The sequence below is a fragment of the Emergencia timonensis genome, assembly GCF_900086585.1.
Taxonomy (GTDB): domain Bacteria; phylum Bacillota; class Clostridia; order Peptostreptococcales; family Anaerovoracaceae; genus Senimuribacter; species Senimuribacter timonensis.
Map to the genome: position 1 here is coordinate 1 of NZ_FLKM01000007.1, position 20,700 is coordinate 20,700.

14 protein-coding genes are annotated in these 20,700 nt (G+C 44.5%); 6 read left to right on the top strand and 8 right to left on the bottom strand.

The window, feature by feature from the left end:
* Both BN6539_RS22685 and nhaC read left to right on the top strand, forming a co-directional pair.
* Positions 1-268 (top strand): hypothetical protein (locus tag BN6539_RS22685; protein WP_207645064.1); only part of this gene is annotated, 268 nt, incomplete at its 5' end.
* A 331-nt stretch (positions 269-599) separates the two neighbouring features.
* Entirely contained in the window at positions 600-2,093 is a 1,494-nt protein-coding gene (gene nhaC, locus BN6539_RS00345; protein WP_067532263.1) for a Na+/H+ antiporter NhaC, read from the top strand.
* Positions 2,094-2,837: 744 nt separating this feature from the next.
* Here the strand turns inward: nhaC and BN6539_RS00350 are convergent.
* The 6 genes from BN6539_RS00350 to BN6539_RS00375 all read right to left on the bottom strand — a co-directional run bounded on the left by BN6539_RS00350 (position 2,838) and on the right by BN6539_RS00375 (position 13,343).
* A complete protein-coding gene (locus BN6539_RS00350; RefSeq protein WP_067532264.1) occupies positions 2,838-4,229 on the bottom strand; it encodes a pyridoxal phosphate-dependent aminotransferase in 1,392 nt (463 codons plus the stop codon).
* Between the two features lie 17 nt (positions 4,230-4,246).
* The gene (locus BN6539_RS00355; protein WP_082907273.1) at positions 4,247-5,911 is read right to left on the bottom strand and encodes an ABC transporter ATP-binding protein; all 1,665 of its coding nucleotides are present in this window, start codon (positions 5,909-5,911) and stop codon (positions 4,247-4,249) included.
* A gap of 413 nt (positions 5,912-6,324) precedes the next feature.
* Positions 6,325-7,614: a radical SAM/SPASM domain-containing protein gene (locus BN6539_RS00360; protein WP_067532266.1), complete on the bottom strand. Its 1,290-nt coding sequence runs from the start codon at positions 7,612-7,614 to the stop codon at positions 6,325-6,327.
* A gap of 370 nt (positions 7,615-7,984) precedes the next feature.
* The gene (pflA, locus tag BN6539_RS00365) at positions 7,985-8,695 is read right to left on the bottom strand and encodes a pyruvate formate-lyase-activating protein (protein ID WP_067532269.1); all 711 of its coding nucleotides are present in this window, start codon (positions 8,693-8,695) and stop codon (positions 7,985-7,987) included.
* A 14-nt stretch (positions 8,696-8,709) separates the two neighbouring features.
* A complete protein-coding gene (pflB, locus tag BN6539_RS00370) occupies positions 8,710-10,941 on the bottom strand; it encodes a formate C-acetyltransferase (protein ID WP_067532271.1) in 2,232 nt (743 codons plus the stop codon).
* Positions 10,942-11,159: 218 nt separating this feature from the next.
* A complete protein-coding gene (locus BN6539_RS00375) occupies positions 11,160-13,343 on the bottom strand; it encodes a peptidase U32 family protein (RefSeq protein WP_067532274.1) in 2,184 nt (727 codons plus the stop codon).
* 72 nt (positions 13,344-13,415) lie between these two features.
* Between BN6539_RS00375 and BN6539_RS00380 the strand changes: the two genes are divergently transcribed.
* Positions 13,416-14,366 carry an AI-2E family transporter gene (locus BN6539_RS00380; RefSeq protein ID WP_067532277.1) on the top strand — a complete coding sequence of 317 codons (951 nt, stop codon included), beginning with the start codon at positions 13,416-13,418 and terminating at the stop codon, positions 14,364-14,366.
* Between the two features lie 49 nt (positions 14,367-14,415).
* Here the strand turns inward: BN6539_RS00380 and BN6539_RS00385 are convergent, their stop codons facing one another.
* Both BN6539_RS00385 and BN6539_RS00395 read right to left on the bottom strand, forming a co-directional pair.
* On the bottom strand, positions 14,416-15,753 hold the full coding sequence (locus tag BN6539_RS00385; protein WP_067532282.1) for an acetyl-CoA hydrolase/transferase family protein: 1,338 nt from the start codon (positions 15,751-15,753) through the stop codon (positions 14,416-14,418).
* An 818-nt stretch (positions 15,754-16,571) separates the two neighbouring features.
* Positions 16,572-17,801 carry an IS256 family transposase gene (locus BN6539_RS00395; protein WP_242869357.1) on the bottom strand — a complete coding sequence of 410 codons (1,230 nt, stop codon included), beginning with the start codon at positions 17,799-17,801 and terminating at the stop codon, positions 16,572-16,574.
* Positions 17,802-18,348: 547 nt separating this feature from the next.
* Between BN6539_RS00395 and BN6539_RS00405 the strand changes: the two genes are divergently transcribed.
* From BN6539_RS00405 to BN6539_RS00415, 3 genes are all read left to right on the top strand, one after another.
* Positions 18,349-19,035, top strand: coding sequence for a response regulator transcription factor (locus BN6539_RS00405; RefSeq protein WP_067532300.1), 687 nt, complete (start codon positions 18,349-18,351; stop codon positions 19,033-19,035).
* On the top strand, positions 19,032-19,946 hold the full coding sequence (locus tag BN6539_RS00410; RefSeq protein WP_067532302.1) for a sensor histidine kinase: 915 nt from the start codon (positions 19,032-19,034) through the stop codon (positions 19,944-19,946). Before BN6539_RS00405 ends, BN6539_RS00410 begins: the two co-directional genes overlap by 4 nt.
* Positions 19,947-20,023: 77 nt before the next feature.
* On the top strand, positions 20,024-20,689 hold the full coding sequence (locus BN6539_RS00415; protein ID WP_067532303.1) for an ABC transporter ATP-binding protein: 666 nt from the start codon (positions 20,024-20,026) through the stop codon (positions 20,687-20,689).
* The last annotated feature ends 11 nt before the right edge of the window (positions 20,690-20,700 follow it).

A 20,700-nucleotide genomic window follows, 5' to 3' on the forward strand; every position in this document is an offset into this window, starting at 1 on the left:
GGCAGCCCCTGTGAGGCTGCTGCCGCTGTCCGTGATGTCCGTCATCAGCTTGCCTTCCGTAAGACAGCTTGATTATTATATCACCTTGGATCCGCTCTGTCAAGCACTTTTTTCTGCAGCTTCCTGCATGTGCCTGCCGCCTCTCTCTGACAGCTTGATTATTCTACCATCTTTTCCTTACTCTGTCAAGTGCCTTTTTAATATCCTTTTTCACCGCTTTCCGGTGTGGATATTTGCACTGACCGTCTCTCTCAGACAGCTTGACTAGTTTACCATCTAACACACCCTTTGTCAATAGAACAATTCAATAAAAAATAGAAAAATATTATTTGCATGTTTCCTACATTATATATGAATTTCTTATTTTTTTTATTTTTTGCTGTCAGTCAGTCATGTCCGAAAAATAAGATTCCTTATTTTTCAACGATTTTACCCCTTTTGCATTTTCACGTTTTATTGTATGAAAGTCCTGTGATTATGAGGTGACAGAAAATTCACATAACCTTGACAAATTTGAATTTAGCAAATATAATTAAGATGTGCTTGGGAAAGCACGGATTTTATTTTATTTTACTTAATTTTATTAAGGAGGACTTATTATGGGTAGAAAGATTCCTTTATGGCAATGTTTCGTTGTCATCTTAGCAATGGTTGGATTACTAATGTGGTCCATTTTAGTTGACAGAGGCGGAGAACCTCATATTGCACTTATCTTAGCTGCTTGCGTTGCAGGTATTATTGCAGTTTTAAATGGTTGGAAATGGGCCTATCTTGAAAAAGGTATTCTGGCAGCGATCAACAGATCTATGCAGGCCTGCCTGATTCTGGCAATCGTAGGGTGTATGATTTGTTCATGGATGGCTGCAGGTACCATTCCTTCCATGATGTACTATGGCATCAAGGTTATCAGCCCTGCTGTTTTCTTGGTTACAGCTTGCATCTTGTGCTCCATCGTATCTCTGGCGACAGGTTCATCCTGGTCCACAGCAGGCTCTATGGGTGTTGCCCTCATTGGCGTAGGTACCGCTTTAGGATTCCCTACGGCTATGACCGCAGGAGCTGTCGTATCTGGCGCATACTTCGGAGACAAGATGTCTCCATTATCAGATACAACAAATCTGGCACCTGCTATGGCAGGTTCCAACCTGTTCGACCACATCAAGCACATGATCTACACCACTGGTACATCACTGATTATTGCGCTAGTCGCATACACAGTAATGGGATTCATGTATTCGTCTGACAAAGAGGTTGACATGAGTACCCTGACAGAAATTACACAGTTTATCGAACGTTCTTCTAACATCAGTGTTTTGACTCTGATTCCGCCGGTATTCGTAATTGCAGCAGTTGCTCTGAAACTACCAGCACTGCCAGCACTGCTCGGCGGGGTGTTCATCGGTGTACCGTTCATGTTTTGGAACAGACCGTATATCGAGACTGCTTTGGATGGTGATAGTTTAGTTAATAACGTTTTCAATATCATGAACAACGGTATCCACATGGGTAATGTACCTGAAGGTGCTTCCGCAATCATCGAAGAATTATCAGGACTTCTCGGTCACGATGGTATGCAGAAAATGTTCTGGACCATCTCCATCATTCTCTGTGCTATGTGCTTTGGCGGTATCGTAGACTGCACTGGTATCATGGGATCCTTCGCAAATCTTCTCTTGAAGGTTGCTAAAGGCAGAGGCGGACTCGTACTGGCAACAGAATTCAGCTGCATCTTTGTAAACGCTATCTGCTGCGACCAGTACTTAGCACTCGTACTGCCTGGCAGAATGTTCAAAGAAGCATTCGAAGATATGAGATTGGCTCCAAAGAACCTGTCCAGATGTCTGGAAGACTCCGGAACCATCACATCCAACTTCTTCCCTTGGAACACCTGCGGAGCTACCATGAGAGATTTCCTTGGTGTAGGAAGCGGATACATACCGTATGCCATTTTGAACTGGTTGAATCCAGTTGTTTCTGTCATCTTCGGTTTCACAGGAATTACCATGACCAAGATGAGCGAAGAAGAATATGAAAAGATTCTGGAAGAAAGAGAAAAAGAAAAAGAAGAAGCTCTTGCAGCTTTGGAAGCTTAGCACTAAAAATCATTGAGAATAGAATAAAATCTATAAAAACAGGATGCATTTTTTATGCATCCTGTTTCTTACTCTTTATTGCAGAAATTCCCGATAAGTGATTATTTACGGAATCCGGCATCCAGTCTTCTATTAACCGCTCCATGCAAACTATGCCGATTCTATTTGCAGTAGGTTCTTTGGTTGGCACCTGGATATCAGACGCCGTCATACCAGCCATGATTTATTATGATTTGATAAGCCTAAACCTCCCATTCTTCTGATGGCCAGCTGCATCCTTTGCAGTATCATCTCCCTGTCTACATGTTCTTTTTGGATTACTGCAGAGAAAGCTTACGAAGATAGAAGACCGGCTCCGAAGAATCTGTTCTGATGCCTAGAGGACTCCGGAACGCTCATACCCAATCTGGAGCCATGAAGCACCTGCGGTGTTACCATGAGCACCTTTCTCAGCGTATCTCAGTGGGGTGCAGGCAGATATTGACCCTATGCTATCCTATGTCGGCTAAATTCGCTCATATTCATCTTCTATAGATTCACAGGAATCTCAATGGAGAAGACGAGCGACGAAGAATATGAAAAAATTCTGGAGTGAAGACAAAAAGACAATACGGATGCTTTGCAAAATATGGATGCTTAACAAATAGATGATAAATGAATAAAAATAGAGTGGCAGAATTCTGTCACTCTATTTTTATTTAATAGGGATTTCACTTATTCATTTTTTCCAAAGTACAATTGTCGTTAGGTTTCTAATTCTGATAAATAAAGATAAAGTCTATCAATTGTCTTTCGGAACAATTCAATTGGGGCAGCTAGGGATATCCTTAGCCAGTAATCATTTTCATTTGCCTTTTTTAGTGCAAATCCCGATTCAGTGAATACTGCGATCCCGGTTTTCTGAAGAAGATCTTTGCAAAACTCCAGTTCGCTAATGTGACAGCATGGCTTTAGCTTCACTAAGTAGTTAAAACCACCGTCCATCTGGGTGGATTCATATAAAAAAGGGAATAATTTTCTTTCTACATACTCCTTATTAGAAGCAAAAATTTTTCCCTGTGCAAGCATTTCTTCTTTGTATTTCTCATATTCATTCAAAAGGTGCTGATCCATTAATTCTAATACATAGTCTCTGATGACTTGAGAACATAACACTGTGGTGGAGAAAAAAATTCGCTTAAAGCAGCAAATGAGTCTTTTACACTCCTTCTCTGTCCGCCCATATTGTTCACTCAAATACAAGCAGCGAAAGAGCAATGTAAGCCATACAGCAATTGTTGGCGTATTGGGAGGATTCATGATACTGACTTGCTTCAATCTAACAAACTGCATCAGATCGTAGCAGCCCGCGATATAACCGATTCTGAAACCGGGAACACTTTCAGTTTTAGAAAAAGATGTTACAATAATGCTCTTTTCCAGCATTCTGTTTTTTAGAATGGACGGTTCTGGCGCAGTCACCTCTTTTTCGGACATGATAATATTACAAACGCAATCAAAGATACAGTATATTCCTTTTTGATGTAATATTTGCATAATCTCATCAAGTTCTCCATCTGTGTATTTTTCACCAGATGGATTACACGGATAGGAAAATACGAGAACATCGGGTTTAAATTGTTCAATATCCTCCTTCAATTCACTTACTGTAGGCATATCTCTATCAGACAGAGCAGACCGACTTTCTTGAAGCTGATAACCATATTGCGTCCCAAGAGTCATATAAAGAGGGTAAGTCATCCCAACCAGAAGCAGCTTTTCCTTACTGATCGAATGAAGGTAGGCAAGGGCAAGGTCTGCTGCCTGGCTTGCACCAATTGTCATACTGACGTCAAGGTCTGCTTTGAGAAATATATCTCCTCTTGAATACAGGAACCGCTCATAGAGAATGGCCGCATACTTCACCGTCTGAAATCCATCCAAAGAGGTATACTGTTGATACAAAAAATTCTCTTCAATTTCCTTCTGCATGGTCTCCTTCCATATTGTCGGTATGGGAAGATGATTGACGCCTGAAGAAAGCATCATATATTCATTTCTCACCGGGAGGTAAAACACTTCTTCATGGATTCTGAATTGACTGGATAAAAATAGATTTGGATTCCAAGGTTCCTCACTTTGTTTCCTTTTACTCATCTTTCCCTCCTCAAAAATTAAACTAGCTGAATATTCTGGTCAATAATTTGGTACATGTAATCCCCAATTCCCATCAGACTTTTTCTATGAGTGATGACAAGAATAGTTTTATTCTTCAGCTCTCTGATGGTATCAAAGATAATTCGTTCCGTTTCTTCATCTAGAGCAGAAGTCGGTTCATCAAAGATGATAATCGGTGCGTCTTTCAGCAATGCTCTAGCAATAGCCAATCGCTGCCGTTGTCCGCCAGAAAGCGTGTAACCTCTATCCCCCAGTTCGGTGTCCAGTTTACAAGGCATTTCCATGACTTCTTCTAACATTCCAGCTTTTTTCAGTGCTGAAAAAAGTTCTTCGTCAGTATATTGGTTCTGTTCCTCAGCCAAATTATCCCTAATGGTTTCATTGAAAAACAGGTTATCCTGAGATACTAAGGAAATATGTTTCCTCAAATAATCTAGATTGATATCTTCGAGAATATGTCCTCCGATCGAGAGCGATCCTTCCGTGGTATCCCAAAGACCAGTGATCAGATGAATCATCGTTGTTTTACCTTGACCGCTTGCGCCGACAATAACATGTGTTTTACCCGATTTCATCTTAACCTGCACCCTATCAAATATTTTCTTACCTGTTGGGTAAGAAAACCCCATATTATGAAACTCAATATCAAATTGCTCAAATACAGGCGTCTTCTGTCTATCCTGTATATCCACAGCACAATAAATCTTATCAATTCGACGGAGTGACGGCATCAGTTTATTTCCCTGAACTCGTAACGCTGCAACAATTCTACCAGGCTCAATCAAAAAATCCGAATACTGAATAAAGGCCACCAATACGCCAATGGTTGCCATTCCCTTAAATATTTTATATCCTTCATATGCCATAGCCGCTGCGATGGAAAGAATAATGAATCCTTCCAGTACACCATAACTGACATGGGATAAGGTCACAATCTTCTTATACGTCATTGACAAATTCTTTAACATCTGTCCATATTTTGTCCTGCACTTTTCCTTGATGCCGTGAGAAGCAATTAGCGCCGCATTGGAAACGAATTCTTCTGTCAATGAATTCTCTCGTGCCATTTCTTCCCGTAGCTTAGTATAATGATCATCTAATTTCCATTCCAAGTTATTTTGAACAAGAAGAATAAAGGGAATGAATATCAACAGAATCAACACTAAATCCCACTGTAGATAAGTCAGAATAGCAAGAATCGCCACTGATGTCGTTAAGTCCGCAACTGTTCTGTACACCTGATAAGTAAAAGAGGCTACTTCCATATTATCCTCCATAATCACTTCCATCATATCGCCGGTTTTGTTTTTAATATAGAATTCTCCCTTTTTCTCAAAAAAGAGATCCATTGTAATCTTTTCTAATTTTTTTGCGTATTGAAACTCCCTCTTTGATGTATAAATATTGATGATTGCACGCAGGACTGCTTTGGTTATGTTAATAACAAAAAACAACAAAGCGAGCTTAAAGAACCGGGACAAATCACCCGCATCCACCAAAGCATCAATCACATGTACTGTAATTAAGGGTAACAAAAACGTAACTCCGGCATAAATAATGAGTAAAACTAAATACCCACTCATAGTTTCATCATATTCTTTGGCAATCTGATGTGTACGTTTCAGCGCTTGCATAAATGTTCCACTACCACGTAATTTCATAATGTCATACTCTCTATTTATTAAGCATGAATCGGTGTATAAATTTGATATAGTTCATACACTGACCCACTTTCATATTACAACTCTACTGTACTTTGCAAAGGCCTATAGCTAGGCGGTGCACGCTCTAAACAAAAGGCCATTATCTCGTTGATTACTACTTTTCTATGGTCATCTTTATTATATCTTCATCAACTTTTAAAAGCAAAGGGCAGCGTATGAATTATAAGTGAGTCTATACACTGCCCCGCCTTCATGTTACAACTTTAATACACTGTGCACTTATGTCTACAAGGCGATGGATCACGCTTTAAACAAACAGCCATTTTTCCATCAATTACAGCTGGCTCTACGATCATCTTCATTGTGTGTTCCTCCTTTCTTCAAAACTTATAATACAATTTGTACTATCGTTACCCAAAAGCATCGCACTTCAGCTTGATGTATTCCTCTATCTCATATTTCCAGCTTTCACAAATTGGTTCACCCGCTTCTCGTCCGTTATATTGGCAGCCACCCATGCAAATCGGCAGAATATTGCATTCTCTACATTTTTTGAAGTCAAAAGGAGACCAAGTCATGTATTTGGTATAGTTTCGATTTGGATTTTGTGTTAACTGACTAAAATCCTCCAAGTCTTCTATATTTCCGATACTGTTTTTCTTGATACCGATATCATTCAGGCATTTATACATGTCTCCACCCGCATCTATGACAAAAGAGTAAAGATAGTCGGCACCGCAATTTATGCGAGTTGGCGCAGGATAGTCCGTTTGCATCTTCTTTGAAAACAGCAATTTTTCATAATTTACATAAGTACGGGCAAATTCTTCTGCACTCAGGCAGTTTTCAGAACACTCTTTGCTGCAATCTGTATTTGCCTCCACATGACCTAAGTAAAGGTTCTCCCCGAGTTTTTTTTCCATCATCAGTTCCAAAAGCTGTTCCAGTTCACCTTCCGTTTCCTTATCTACATTTATTCGAATCGATGTACAAATTCCTTGACTCTTTACAAGAAGTATATTTTCTACAATGCGGTCAAAGGTTGGTTCACCGCTGTTATTTATCAACTTCCGCTTCTGGTTATGTGTCTTCGGGAGTCCATCCAAAGTAATCTGTATAAAGGTTACTTTATATTCTCTTAACTTCTGAACAGTTTCTTCATCCAAGAGATAACCATTTGTAACCATCCCGGCTTCATAATCTACGTTTTCCTTTAGACAGATTTCTATCAACTGCTCTGACATACTGTAAATAGTTTTCTTTGCTAAAAGTGGTTCACCACCAAACCAAGTGATATTTATGTTTTGACCGTTCTTTGCAAAATTTGACGCCATAGAAATGATTTTTTTTTGAAGTTCCTTTGACATAATGCCCTTCTGTGTGCCTTCAAAACAATATGGACATGCAAAGTTGCAAGCCATAGTTGGCGCTATAACCAATCCCAACCCACTTTTTTCGTATTTCCCCAAGTTATAATTCATTTCAAGCTGCTGTAATTCATCGGTAGCGTCATCCACTAAAAAGCCTACTCTTTTCATTTCCTTCACCAGATCAGTCTCTTTCACCTCATTTCCTTGCCGAACTGTATCCAATATGTCTAATGCTGGTCTATCCAAGGCAGCAGTGGCTATCGTTCGGCTGTTAAACATCAAGTGTTCACCGTTATATATCACACTGATATTGTATCTTGATTCTTTCATGACGTACTCCTTCAACTAATATGAATGCTCCCAATGTCATAGTAAATAGCAACATATAAGAACTTCGTTTTTTTGCATGGGTGGCAAAATATATATTCAGAATTATTTACCAATTATACTATTGTCCGACTTGCATGGTTACTTTTTTGTCTAAATTTCAACATTTATCTAAATATTACGACATTTATCTTTAAATTAACATAGTTTACTGATGTGTTTTTTTTATGTTGTTAATGCTAAAATACTTGTCAATTTTTATAGGTAAAAGCTACTTTGTACATGAAAAAAGAGCAGGATTTCATACTGATGAAATTCTACTCTTATATAATTTAGTTTATATTATCTAAAGCTATAAAGACATTGAATAGATTCAAATCTGGATAATCAACTCACTCAGTGACCGCAGCTTTTCATTGCTCATTGGCTCCAGCCCCTTCAGTCTATAGTCGAGTCCCAGCTTCTCATACTTGTTTTCAGCCATGTTATGATATCCAAGCAATTCTACTTTCTTAACCGTCTTCATGTTGCTCAGAAAGCCATTTAAATCTTCGATATACGCTTTCGTATCATTCAGTCCCGGCACGATGACCTGTCTCACCCAGATCGGTTTTTCCAAACGGTTAATGACTTCAATCAATTTAAATAGAGGTTCTTGTCCGCGCCCGGTCAGCTCTCTGAAAACCGCAGCATCGGTATGCTTGATATCGAGAAGAAGCAAATCCGCCTCTGCAATAGCCGCCTCTGAATCTTCATCAAAGTAAGTTCCGCTGGTATCGATTGCACTCCCAATCCCCTCTGCCTTCAGCGCTATGAGCGCTTCTCTCAGAAATTTTCCCTGCAGCAGCGGTTCACCGCCAGAAAAGGTTACACCACCGTCCTCACCATAATAGGGTTTGCCTCGCTTTGCCCGGCTGACAATCTCGTCAATATTGACCTCTCTGCCTCCGCCGGTATTCCACGTATCTGGATTATGACAATAAGAACATCTGGCTGGACAACCCTGGAGAAAAAACACGGTGCGAATACCTGGTCCGTCCACTGCACCAAAGGTTTCTATCGAATGTAATCTGCCTTTATCCATTTTACGCGATGCTCCTATAATGCTTCATGGAAGGTTCTCTCGATGACTTCCTTCTGGTGTGCTCTGGACAGTGCGTTAAACCGCACTGCATATCCGGAAACACGAATCGTCAGGCTCGGATATTTGTCAGGATGATCATAGGCATCGAGCAGAAGCTCCCGGTTGAGCACATTCACGTTCAAATGGTGCGCGCCCTGTCCAAAATAGCCGGCAAGCAGCTTGACCAGCGTCTCCTTCCTGCTCTCCATATCCTTACCCAGCGAATCCGGTGTAATGCTGAAGGTATTGGAGATGCCGTCCTGACAAGTGTTCCAATCCAGTTTTGCCACAGAGTTAAGAGACGCGACTGCGCCCATTTCATCTCTGCAGTGCATCGGATTTGCACCTGGGGCAAATGGCGTTCCTGCCCTTCTGCCATCAGGGGTATTACCAGTTTTTTTACCATACATCACGTTAGAAGTAATCGTCAGCACAGAGAGAGTCGTCACTGCGTTACGATAAGCTGGCTGTTTTCTCAGTTCTGTGATAGCTTTTTCCGTAATCGCCACGGCGATGTTGTCAACTCTGTCATCGTCATTTCCGTATTTTGGGAATTCACCTTCCGTCTTGAAGTCGACAATAATACCGTTCTCGTCTCTGATTGGCATCACCTTCGCATGTCTGATTGCTGACAACGAGTCCGCCGCTACCGATAGCCCTGCAACGCCAAAAGCCATCAGTCTCTTTACTTCCGAATCCAGAAATGCCATCTGCGATTTCTCATAGTCGTATTTGTCGTGCATAAAGTTGATGATATTCATAATTCTGGCGTAAATACTTAACAGCCACTCAAGGTATATGTTGTATCTTCTCCATACCTCTTCATATTCCAGAGGGCCGTCGCCCAGGGGTTCCATCTGCGGCCCAACGTGTTCGCCAGTCCTTTCATCTATACCTCCGTTAATTGCGAGGAGTAAGCATTTAGCCAAGTTACATCTGGCGCCGAAAAACTGCATTTGCTGGCCCATCTGAATGGCTGATACACAGCAGGCGATAGAATAATCGTCGCCATAATGCGGTCTCATCTTGTCGTCATTTTCATATTGAATAGAGTCGGTGTCGATAGATACCTGCGCACAGAATTTTTTAAATGCGGCCGGCAGCCCTTTCGCCCACAGGACAGTTAAATTCGGTTCTGGTGCGGAACCTAAGTTGTAAAGGGTATGTAAAACTCTATAAGTATTCTTCGTTACACGGTGTCTGCCGTCAGAGCCCATTCCTGCCAGACCTTCCGTAATCCACATCGGATCACCGCCGAAGAGTTCGTTATATTCACTAGTCCTAAGATGTCTGGCGACTCTCAGCTTCAGGATAAAGTCGTCTATGAATTCCTGAATCTGTTCTTCTGTATATCTTCCTTCCGCCAGATCTCGCTCCGCATAGATGTCCAGGAAGGTGGAAATTCTGCCGATGGACATGGCGGCTCCATTTTCCTCTTTGATGCCTGCCAGATATGCAAAGTAGGTCCACTGAATCGCCTCTCTGACGTCAGTTGCAGGCTTGGAAATGTCGTATCCATATCCCTCGGCCATTTTCTTTATTTCTTTCAGCGCCACTATTTGATTGGAGACCTCTTCCGCAAGCCTGATGTTTTCTTCACTCATAATCGGCCGGGAAGAGATTCCGTCGTGGTCCTGCTGCTTTTGTTCGATTAATCGATCAATACCATAGAGGGCACATCTGCGATAATCGCCGATAATTCTTCCTCTGCCGTAAGCATCAGGAAGACCTGTGATATAGCCTAAATGGCGGGCTTGTCTCATTTCTGAAGAGTAAGCTTTAAAAACACCGTCGTTATGGGTAGTAATATAATCAAACATGTGGTCGATTTCCTCTGGTAGTTTTTGACCAAATTCTGCCAGTTCTTCTCTCACCATCTTGATTCCGCCAAAAGGACAAATACCTCTCTTTAACGGTTCATCGGTCTGTAAGCCTACGATCAAATCTTTGCCCTCGATAATATATCCCGGGCCAAAGGCATTGACTCTCATAATTCTGCTCGAATCGACCTTTAAAGTTCCGCCCGCTTTTCGTTCCTCTACAAGGAGTTCTTTGACCTTTTCGTTGCATTCCACAGTTCTTGCTGTTGGTCCTGCAAGAAAACTTTCATCTCCGTCATAAGGTGTATAATTCAGATTGATAAAATCATCCACGTTGACCGTATCCACCCATACGCCCTGTCTAAAACCTTCCCATGCTTTCTCCATTTTACTTCTATTCTCCTTTTCAATTCCAGCGCTTTATTTAATTAACGTATTAATGTATTCTGCCAAAAAATTACGGCTACTACAGCGGATCGTATTCCCTTACCGACGGTAACCGTTATTTCTATTTCATACTACCGTAGAAGAAGGCCTTTCGTCAACACCCTCTCCCAAAATTTTTATATTTTTTCCACATTATCTAATTATCGTTCGATACGTTACTAACAATATATCCTTATTATCATTTTTCCTTCGGATATTTTGTCTTTTATCTTCTTTATCTTCAAATTCTCGCTTTCCGGAATCAAGGTTACCTGGCTGCTGAAATCTCTTCTCACGATTTTGATCCGTTCTTTTTTCCGGTCAATCAAACGTGAACCCTGCAGCTCGTGTTCCGTAATCATCAGAGGAAATGCGCCCAGTCCGTCATCGAGAATCTCCAGGCTGTCCATGCAATGCCTCAGTCCCAGAGAGCAGTAAAGTCCCCGTGAAAAAGCGTTACAGATGTTCAATCCGTAATCCCCATAAACCGGCACCCCTGCCGCCAAAAACGCCTGCAGCCAACTGAGATTCCCGATATAGATTCCCCGGTCCCTATAATGCTCACAGATCGCATCAAAATGCGCCTCGATAAACTGGTCTTCTTCGCCCTTAGAAATGTTGGTAATGTACGGCAGCACCATCTTCTCCCGAGGAATTTCAGCGTAATGCTTCTCGTAGTCGACCAGCGGAATCAGTGCTACCTTGTCCACATCCAGAGCATTGAGATCGTCAGGCATTACGTAATTGCAAAAGGACTCCCAGTCATAAAAGTAAAATTCAAGGGTATTGCCGTGACTTTCTTCACTTATAAAATATGCCGAAAAGTTCCCTCCGCTGCGCCGCAGTACCAAGGCTTGTTCCATCTGTTCCAAGGCTCTCCTCCGCATATCGTTTATCGCCGATATTTGTATAATTCTGTCGATACCTTCCTCAAGGCGAATAGTTCTCGCCTCAAAAGGCGTGTTGCCGGTTTTTCGCAAAGCCTTCTCGATCCGCCCGCTATCCATCGCGCGATCTCGGCTTTCTTCAAAAGTCCCTTCCTTCACCGTAATTTCTTTGTCCGTCAGGGCGCTGTGCAGCGTCAGCTGTGCAAACCCTTCTTCGTCACAACAAAACTCCATGTCCACCGGCGTTCTGCGAAGATATTTTCCTTCTCTGAAGGTTTTGTTCTCAAAGGTCTTCCTAGCTGCTGCAAGCTGCTCCTTGGACGAAATCCTGTAAAGAGGATCGCCGTGCTCTACGTGACCTTTGATATCACCGATGCGGGTGAGACCGCTTTTTAGTTCTTTATAATAGGTGACCACATTGCCGGTCACGTTCTTCCCCTGTATTTCAACTCCATCGCCTATCGACAATTTATGATATAATTTGACATCGAAGAGGCTGCTCCCCTGCACTTTCTTCACGACCTTGCCAATCTTTATGCCGCGATGTTTAGGAATCTCTCCTGCCATCAACTCCTTGCCTGGATTTTCATAAAAGTAGCCTTCTGTAAAACCGCCTCGATTGAAAATCTGTTCCAATGCCTCTCGATCTTCCGCCGTGACGGTATAACTGCCCTTCACATAAAACTGATCCAAATACTTCCTGTAGATGGAGGTGACAATGGCTACATACTCCGGTGATTTCATGCGCCCTTCAATTTTCAGCGAAGCCACGCCTGCCTCAGCCAGTTCGCCGATATGATCGATCAAGCATAGGTCTTTGGGGCTGAGAGGGTGTTGAAAGATCTTGACCAATCTGCTGTCTTCATCAAAGCTCTTATACGGCAGCCGGCAGGGTTGGGCACACTCTCCTCTGTTTCCGCTCCTGCCTCCAAAATAACGGCTCATCTGACACTGTCCCGAATAGCAGATACAGAGCGCTCCGTGAACAAAAACTTCTATCTCTACTTCCGTATTCTGGCATATCTCTTTTATTTCCCCAAAAGACAGTTCTCTGGCCAAAACAACTCTCTCGTAGCCCAAACGTCCTGCCATTTGGACGCCGCGAAGATCGTAGACGGAACCCTGGGTTGATAAGTGCAGAGGAAAATCAGGCAGGTTTTCTCTGATCACGGCTCCCAGCCCTACGTCCTGTACGATTAAGGCATCCACGCCGATTTCGTAGAGAAACAAGACATACTCTAACGCCTTTTTCATCTCATCATCGGCAATTAGGGTATTCATGGTCACATAAACTTTTACACCTCTTTTATGGGCAAAGTCCACAGCATCTGTCAATTCTTTATCATCAAAATTTCCCGCGTTAATACGAGCGTTAAACAATTTTCCGCCCACATAGACGGCGTCCGCTCCGTTTTCTACCGCAGCAATAAATTGTCTCTCTCCGCCTGCCGGAACCAATAGTTCACATTTTTTCATCAAATTCGTTCCTATTCTTTCAATAATTTTTCACTATTTATATCATACTATTTCCAGGAGGTTCTGGCAACTATGTTAAAAATTCTGATTATCTTAGTTTTACTACTGGTCATCTTTTTATTGCGACATGCATTAGTACCGCTCTGTGTAGGCATTACCATTGCATATATCTTAAATCCTTTTGTTGACTATCTGGAGAAAAAATTTGGAGGGAAGAGATTCCTCTGCGTCATCGTCTCTTATCTGGCCGTAATTACGGCCGTCGCTTTTTTGATCTGGGGATTTGCCGATATTATTGCTGGCAAGATGGCAACAGGCTCTCTGCAGGAAGCCATCTCTTCACTGCAAGTCTATTATAATGAGTACAAAGGTGTGCTCAACGAACTCTTCGGTTTTTCCATCGAAGGCCCTAACATCAGCCATCTTCTCCAAAGCTTTGGCGGCGGGGCAGTAAAATTCCTCATCGGTATGATTGCCGGAATCTATCTGCTGAAGGACAAGGAGTTTTTCTTACGTCTGATGAATAAAGCCATGCACTTGCTTCTGGGGCAGAAAGTACATGGGGTGGTCAGAGAGATTCTCTTTGAAATAAACGATGTCATATCAGCGTTCCTGCGGGGCGTCTTTGTCGATTCTGTCATTGTCGCCTTCTTATCTTCCCTGGCTCTGGCCTCCATCGGCATCGATTTTGCGGTGTTTATCGGCTGCTTTGCCGGAATCGCCAACGTGATCCCCTATTTTGGGCCCATCATCGGCATCATTCCCGCAGTGTTGGCCGGCATGGCGGACGGCGGTATTTCGAAGGCCATACTGGCAGCCATTGCTTTGTTTGCCGTGCAGCAAGTGGAATGCAACTTCATCTATCCGCGTATCATCGGCAAATCAACTGGATTGCATCCGCTCTTTGTTCTAATTGCTGTTTCCATAGCGGGATACTTTGGCGGCCTGCTGTGGATGGTGCTGGCAGTACCCATAGCGGGCGTGGCGCGCGTCTTAATTTGTAAGTGGGCAGAAGAACAATAGCCAAAACAAAAGCTGTCCGTTGCCGGGCAGCTTTCTTTGTTCGGAAATATTATCTCTTGTTGCTCTTGCGCCAGATATTCTGTTCTTCTGCGGCTTTAATCAGCTCGTCGCTGAAATCAGGATGGGCAATGTTGATGAGCGCTTCTGCTCTCTCCCATGCGGTCAGTCCGGACAAGCAGGCTACACCATACTCCGTTACCATGTATGGCGCCTGGGTTCTCGGCGTCGTGATGACATCTCCGCCCGTAAACTTTCCGATGATGTTGGACGACATGCTGCCGTCTTTGTTTTTGTGCACAGAAGGCATTGCCAGGAAGGCCTTGCCCTGTTCGGACATATATGCGCCCGTAACAAAGTCTAGCTGTCCGCCCGTGCCGCTGATGTGGCGGGTTCCTGCGGTCTCTGAGCACACCTGTCCATAGAGGTCCATTGCGATGCAGCTGTTGATCGAAATGAATTTCTTAAACTGTCTGATGGTACATGGATCGTTGACATAGTGCATCGGCGCTGATAAGATATTCTGGTTGTGATCCAGGAACTCATAGAGTTCTGTGGAACCGTTACAGATGGAGAAGATTCCCTTGCCAGTGTTCAGTTCTTTTTTCCTGTCAGTCATCTTGCCGGATTGATACAGCTTCAGATATCCATCGGACATCAACTCGGTGTGCATACCCAGGTCCTTCAGGTCGGAATCTGCAATCAATGTGCCCAGAGCGTTAGGCATGCCGCCGATTCCGAGCTGCAGCGTGATACCGTCTTCCAGGTACGGAAAGATGTATTCCGAAATCTTCTTGTCAATATCGCTGGCAGGCGCAGCCGGTGCGATGCCAATCGGGCAGTTGTTTTCTACTACGTGGTCCACTTGTGAAATATGGATATGGTCAGCCTGTGTTCCAAAGATCGTCGGCATATTCTCATTGACTTCCAAAATGATGTGCTCTGCGCTTTCCAGCATCTCCTGCATGCAGCAGTTGGTCAGTCCGTAGTTAAAGTTACCCTGGCGGTCCATCGGTGAAACAGTGATCATCGCCACGTTGACCTTTGCAAAGCCTCTGGTGTAATAGGAACCGCAGTTTCTGAACAGCATCGGCTCGTAGTAAGTGTTACCCATAGCAGCGTATTTGCGGTCCAACCCCGAAAAATGCCATAGATTATATGTAAATGCTTCCCCTTCAGGATCCTGTTCTACGACTTGAACAGGCTTCATAGAAATCGCATGTCTCACCTTGACGTCTCTCAGTTCATCTTTCCTGGCGGCTAAGGCTGCATCCAGCGCTGCCGGGAAGGAACAAGTCTGACTGTAATCTACCCAATCCCCATCTTTCACAAGCTTGACAGCTTCCTCCGCTGTGCACAGCTTGGCCTTGTACTCATCATAAATACCCATAATAGTGGTTTCCTTTCTTATTGGTTAAATTGTTAACGGCGATTAGTTATAATTATAACAAATCGTGCATAAAAGTCAATGTAAATTCCATGTATACATTGAAATTTAGGCTTCTAAGCGCATTTCTTGGGATATCCGTCTGGTGCCCGCACAGTACACATTCCCAAATTTTCCAGATACGGTTCCTCTTTTTAGGCAATCATTGCGATGAGCATTCTTCCATCCAGGCTCTTCCATTCTGCCCTGTTTGCAAATCAGAGCCTGCTGGCATGCGAAGATATTCTCTGCCACGACGTAAGCCTTTGGAGTGCCTCCGTACCCTCGCCTTGTTAAATTGTTAACATTGTACGATACTAATTATAGCAAACTGACTCTATAAGTCAATAGACAGGTTTGTATACTTTGAAAATTTTCTGAACAATGCGCGATTTCTTCTGTGGCTGAAGCATCTGATTGGTCGGATATGGCAGCCCGCCATGTTAGGGGATTATATTCCAAAGCGACTTGCGCACCAAGCAGATTTTGAAAGCTTTTCCACCATGTTCAGGCGGAATAAGGCAGAGATACTTGCGCGACTCCCTTTGCAAAACCGGGCAAAATCCGATAATTTTACAAAAACTTCCAAATGTTGCGCATGTAAATTTCTGAAAATCGAAGAAACATGGCACTTTTGCACTCAGATTTGATAATCTGCGCAGGTGGCGGGTTGTAAACCAGGAAAACATGGCACAGAGGAAGTCAAGTCCAAATTTGTGTGTAAATTAATATCGGTATATGCAGGCGGCATTTGCCGCCTGCGAAGTTAACAACACTACAGCTTATCGGGCTGTAAGCTTCTTCATTTCATAATACTCCGTCATATCAAAGAGCTTCTGCGATGATGACCAGTCATTGTGGTCGTCAAGCAGGACGGCGCCTATCAGCCTGAGGGCAGACTCACGATTCGGGAAGATCCCGATGACCTTCTCCCTCCTGCGTATCTCCCGGTTCTCCCTCTCGATGATGTTGCTCGTCCTCAGTGAAACCCTGTATTTGCTGGGGAGGTTCATCACCGCCATCGCGTCCTCGAAGCCCTCGCTCAGCAGCTCCACTGCCTTTCCTGCCACATCCGCATAATCTGCAATGATCGAGTCCCTCTTCCCGCGTGCCATCTTTATGCTGGGTGCGGTGAACATCTCGCGCAGCTCGCTTGACAGGCCCTGCTGGTATTTCTTTGGCGTGGCGTCCATCAGGCTGCGTAGGAAATGGACCTGGCACCTCTGCCACGTGCTCCCCTCGAAGCTTTCCCCGGCAGCCTTCCGCAGCCCCTTGTGCGCATCGGAGACCACCATGTCCACCCCCGACAGGCCCCTGTCCTTCAGCCCTGTGAAGAAGTCCCTCCATGTCCCTTCCGTCTCCGCCCCGCATACGTCAAATCCCAGGACCTCCTTGCGGCCGCCCGGATTGATCCCCACTGCGATGAGCACCGCCTTGGAAACGATGCGCTGTTCCTCCCGCACCTTTATGTAGATTGCATCCGCCATGACGAACGGGCAGCTGGTGCCAAGGGGCCTGTCACGGAATTTCTTCACTGGCCCGTCAAGCTCCCGGCACATTTCCGAGACGGCTGATTTTGAGAAGGATTCGCCGCACAGCTGCTGGGTTATCTTCTGCACGTTGCGCGTCGAGACACCCTGGACCACCATCTCCATCATGGAAAGGATCAGGCCCTGCTCATTCCGCTTGTACTGGTCAAAAAGGACCGTTTTGAAGGGGAGGTCCCTGTGCCTGGGCACTTCCAGCTGGATCTTCCCGATCCTTGTCGTAAGGCTTCGTATACGGCTCCCGTTCCTGTAATCACTGCGTCCGTCGCTGCGTTCATAGCGCTCAGCGCCCAGCTGCTGCCTTGATTCGGCCAGCAGGGTCTGGTTCAGGATTTCCTCCATGATTTTTGCAAAGGCCTCTTCCTTCGAATCTTTAAAAAGCCCTACCAAAAAATCGTATTCTAGTGTAAAATTAATCTGAGCCATATCTATTACCTCCGGTTTTGTTTTTGTCGTTATTAACATTTTAACCGATTTAATAGATATGTGCTCTATTTTTTTAATTTACACCATTATACAGACTCTATCCACAGAGGACCTTTCACACATCCAGATAGTCCGCATTCTCTTCTCTCAGAAAAAATGTCGCAAACATTTTTTCAATACTGGCTGGTTGCGGACTGCGAAAACTGACAACTCAGCTCTTTGCCGAGAGGCTGCCAGCAACACATCTGTTTCTTTTTGCTCAGCGAGAATTCTGAGATATTTTTATGGTATAATAGTTCCACAATCTGTGCGGCGTTGCCTTTTTGCCCCGCAAGCGTAGCGAGTGGCCAGGCAAAACGGACAGCGCAGCGAACAACGTGAGCGGAGGAGTATGCGAAGCATACGTTGCCGTAAGGTAGGAACCATTGAATCATGACGTTCGATTCTATTTTCAGAGGTATCGTCATGGTATAATAGTTCCACAATCTTACGACGTTGTCGCAGAGAAGCGTTCATTGAATCATGTGCTGCGATTCTATTTCCAATGGAATGCACATGGTATACTATCCCCAAAGGAGACTTTGCCATGAAAAAAATCTTAGTGGTCGAAGACGACCTGATTTTAAATAAAACACTATGCTACAACTTGAGGAATTCGGGTTACCAGGTCCACTCTGCCAATACCGCAGGAGCGGCGGTCAAAGAAGCCGGCGCCGCCCATTTTGATCTGGTCGTATTGGACGTCAATCTGCCCGATGGCAGCGGCTTTGACCTCTGCCGCAGAATCAAGGCGGCAAATCCTGCGCCTGCCGTCATCTTTCTGACAGCCCGGGACATGGAAGAGGACATGCTGAGCGGCTTTGAACTGGGCGCTGACGATTATGTGACAAAACCTTTTCCGATCAGCGTCTTACAGAAAAAAATCGAAATCCTGTTGCGCAAAAATCCGCATCGCGCCACTGATGAAATCTATGACGATGGCGTTTTGTACATCAACTTTTCCGAAACGAGTGCCACATTGTCAGGCATCCCCATTACTTTTACCGCTACAGAATATCGCATACTCAGACTCATGACTGCCAATTCGGGCATCGTACTGACCCGGCAGGTTTTGCTGGAAAAGCTCTGGGACGTCAATGAAAACTTTGTTGATGAGCATGCACTGACTTCTGCCATCAGCCGAATCCGCAGCAAGCTTGAGAAGAGCGGCGGACAATATATCAAGACGGTGTACGGGATGGGATACATGTGGATCGGAGGTCTCAAAAAATGAGTTATTTATTTGCTGCAATCGCCTATTTCCTGACCAGCGGGCTGACGATCATCCTGCTCCGCAGACATTTTGTTCAATTTGCAGACGATATCATCAGGCAGCTGGACGAACTTCTCGCTGGCCGCCTGGAAGCAGATGCACTCAAATATCAAGACACGTTATCTGACAAAGTCCATCATCGAATGGTAAAACTGCATAAAATCATCACCAGCAGTCAGGCCCGCATGGCCGAGGAGCGAACACAGCTGCAAGAACTGGTATCCGACATTTCTCATCAAGTCAAAACGCCGATTGCAAACTTGAAGATGATCAACTCCACTCTTCTCGACAACGAAATGTCCTGCGAACAGCAACGAGAATTTCTCAAAACCGCTGACGGCCAGTTGGACAAGCTGGACTTTCTGATGCAGTCTATGATCAAAACTTCGCGGCTGGAAACCGGCGTCATCGCTTTGAAAAAGACGATGCAGCCGCTCTACGACACCCTGGCTTCTGCCCTAGGCGGCATTCTTTTCTCTGCAGAAAACAAGCGCATCCGCGTAACCGTGGACTGCCCAGAAAACCTGGCCGTCTCTCATGATCGGAAATGGACTGGTGAAGCCCTCTTTAACATTTTGGACAACGCCGTCAAATATACAGAAGAAGGCGGGTGCATCACGGTAAAAGTCCTCGATCAGGAGATGTACGTCAAAATAGAAATCTCCGATACAGGCAAGGGCATTGCCGAATGTCATCAGGCTGATATCTGGAAGCGATTTTACCGCGAAGAAGATGTCCACGACGTGGACGGCATCGGCATCGGTCTTTACGTGGCAAGAAAAATCATCACGCTACAGTCCGGTTATATCGTCGTCAGCTCCCAGCCTGGCGAAGGCGCCGCCTTTTCCGTCTATCTGCCAAAAAATTTTTAATTTCTTAAGGATTGCGTGATAATTCTGCGAGATTTTCCTTTTATAATGAGGCCATCAAAAGAAAGGTGGTATTGTTTATGAATATCCTACAGACAAAAAATCTAAAAAAGTATTACGGCATGGAGCCGAACATCACCAGGGCCCTGGACGGTGTGGATTTTTCCGTAGCAGAGGGAGAGTTCACAGCCGTCGTCGGCACGTCAGGTTCTGGCAAATCCACTCTGCTCCACATGTGCGGCGGCCTGGACGTGCCCACAGCAGGTGACGTGATTGTCAGCGGGCAGAATTTATCCCAGATGAATGACGAGGAATTGACTATATTCAGGAGACGCAATATCGGATTTGTATTCCAAAACTACAATCTAATTCCCATCCTCAATGTCTACGAAAACATTGTCGTGCCCGTCGATTTAGACGGCGATGAAGTCGATAAAGCCTACTGCGACGAAGTCATCTCCCTGTTGGGACTGACCGAAAAGCTGTCCGAAATGCCCAGCAATCTGTCAGGGGGCCAGCAGCAGCGCGTAGCCATCGCCAGAGCTTTGATCACAAAACCTTCTCTGATTTTGGCAGACGAGCCGACTGGCAACCTGGACAGCAAGACCAGCGCTGATGTACTCGGTCTTCTGCAAAGCACCAGCAGGCGGTTCAACCAAACCATCGTCATGATCACCCACAACAACGAAATCGCCCAGCTTGCCGACCGCATCGTCCGCATTGAAGACGGCACAATCGTGCAGTAAGGAGGCGGACA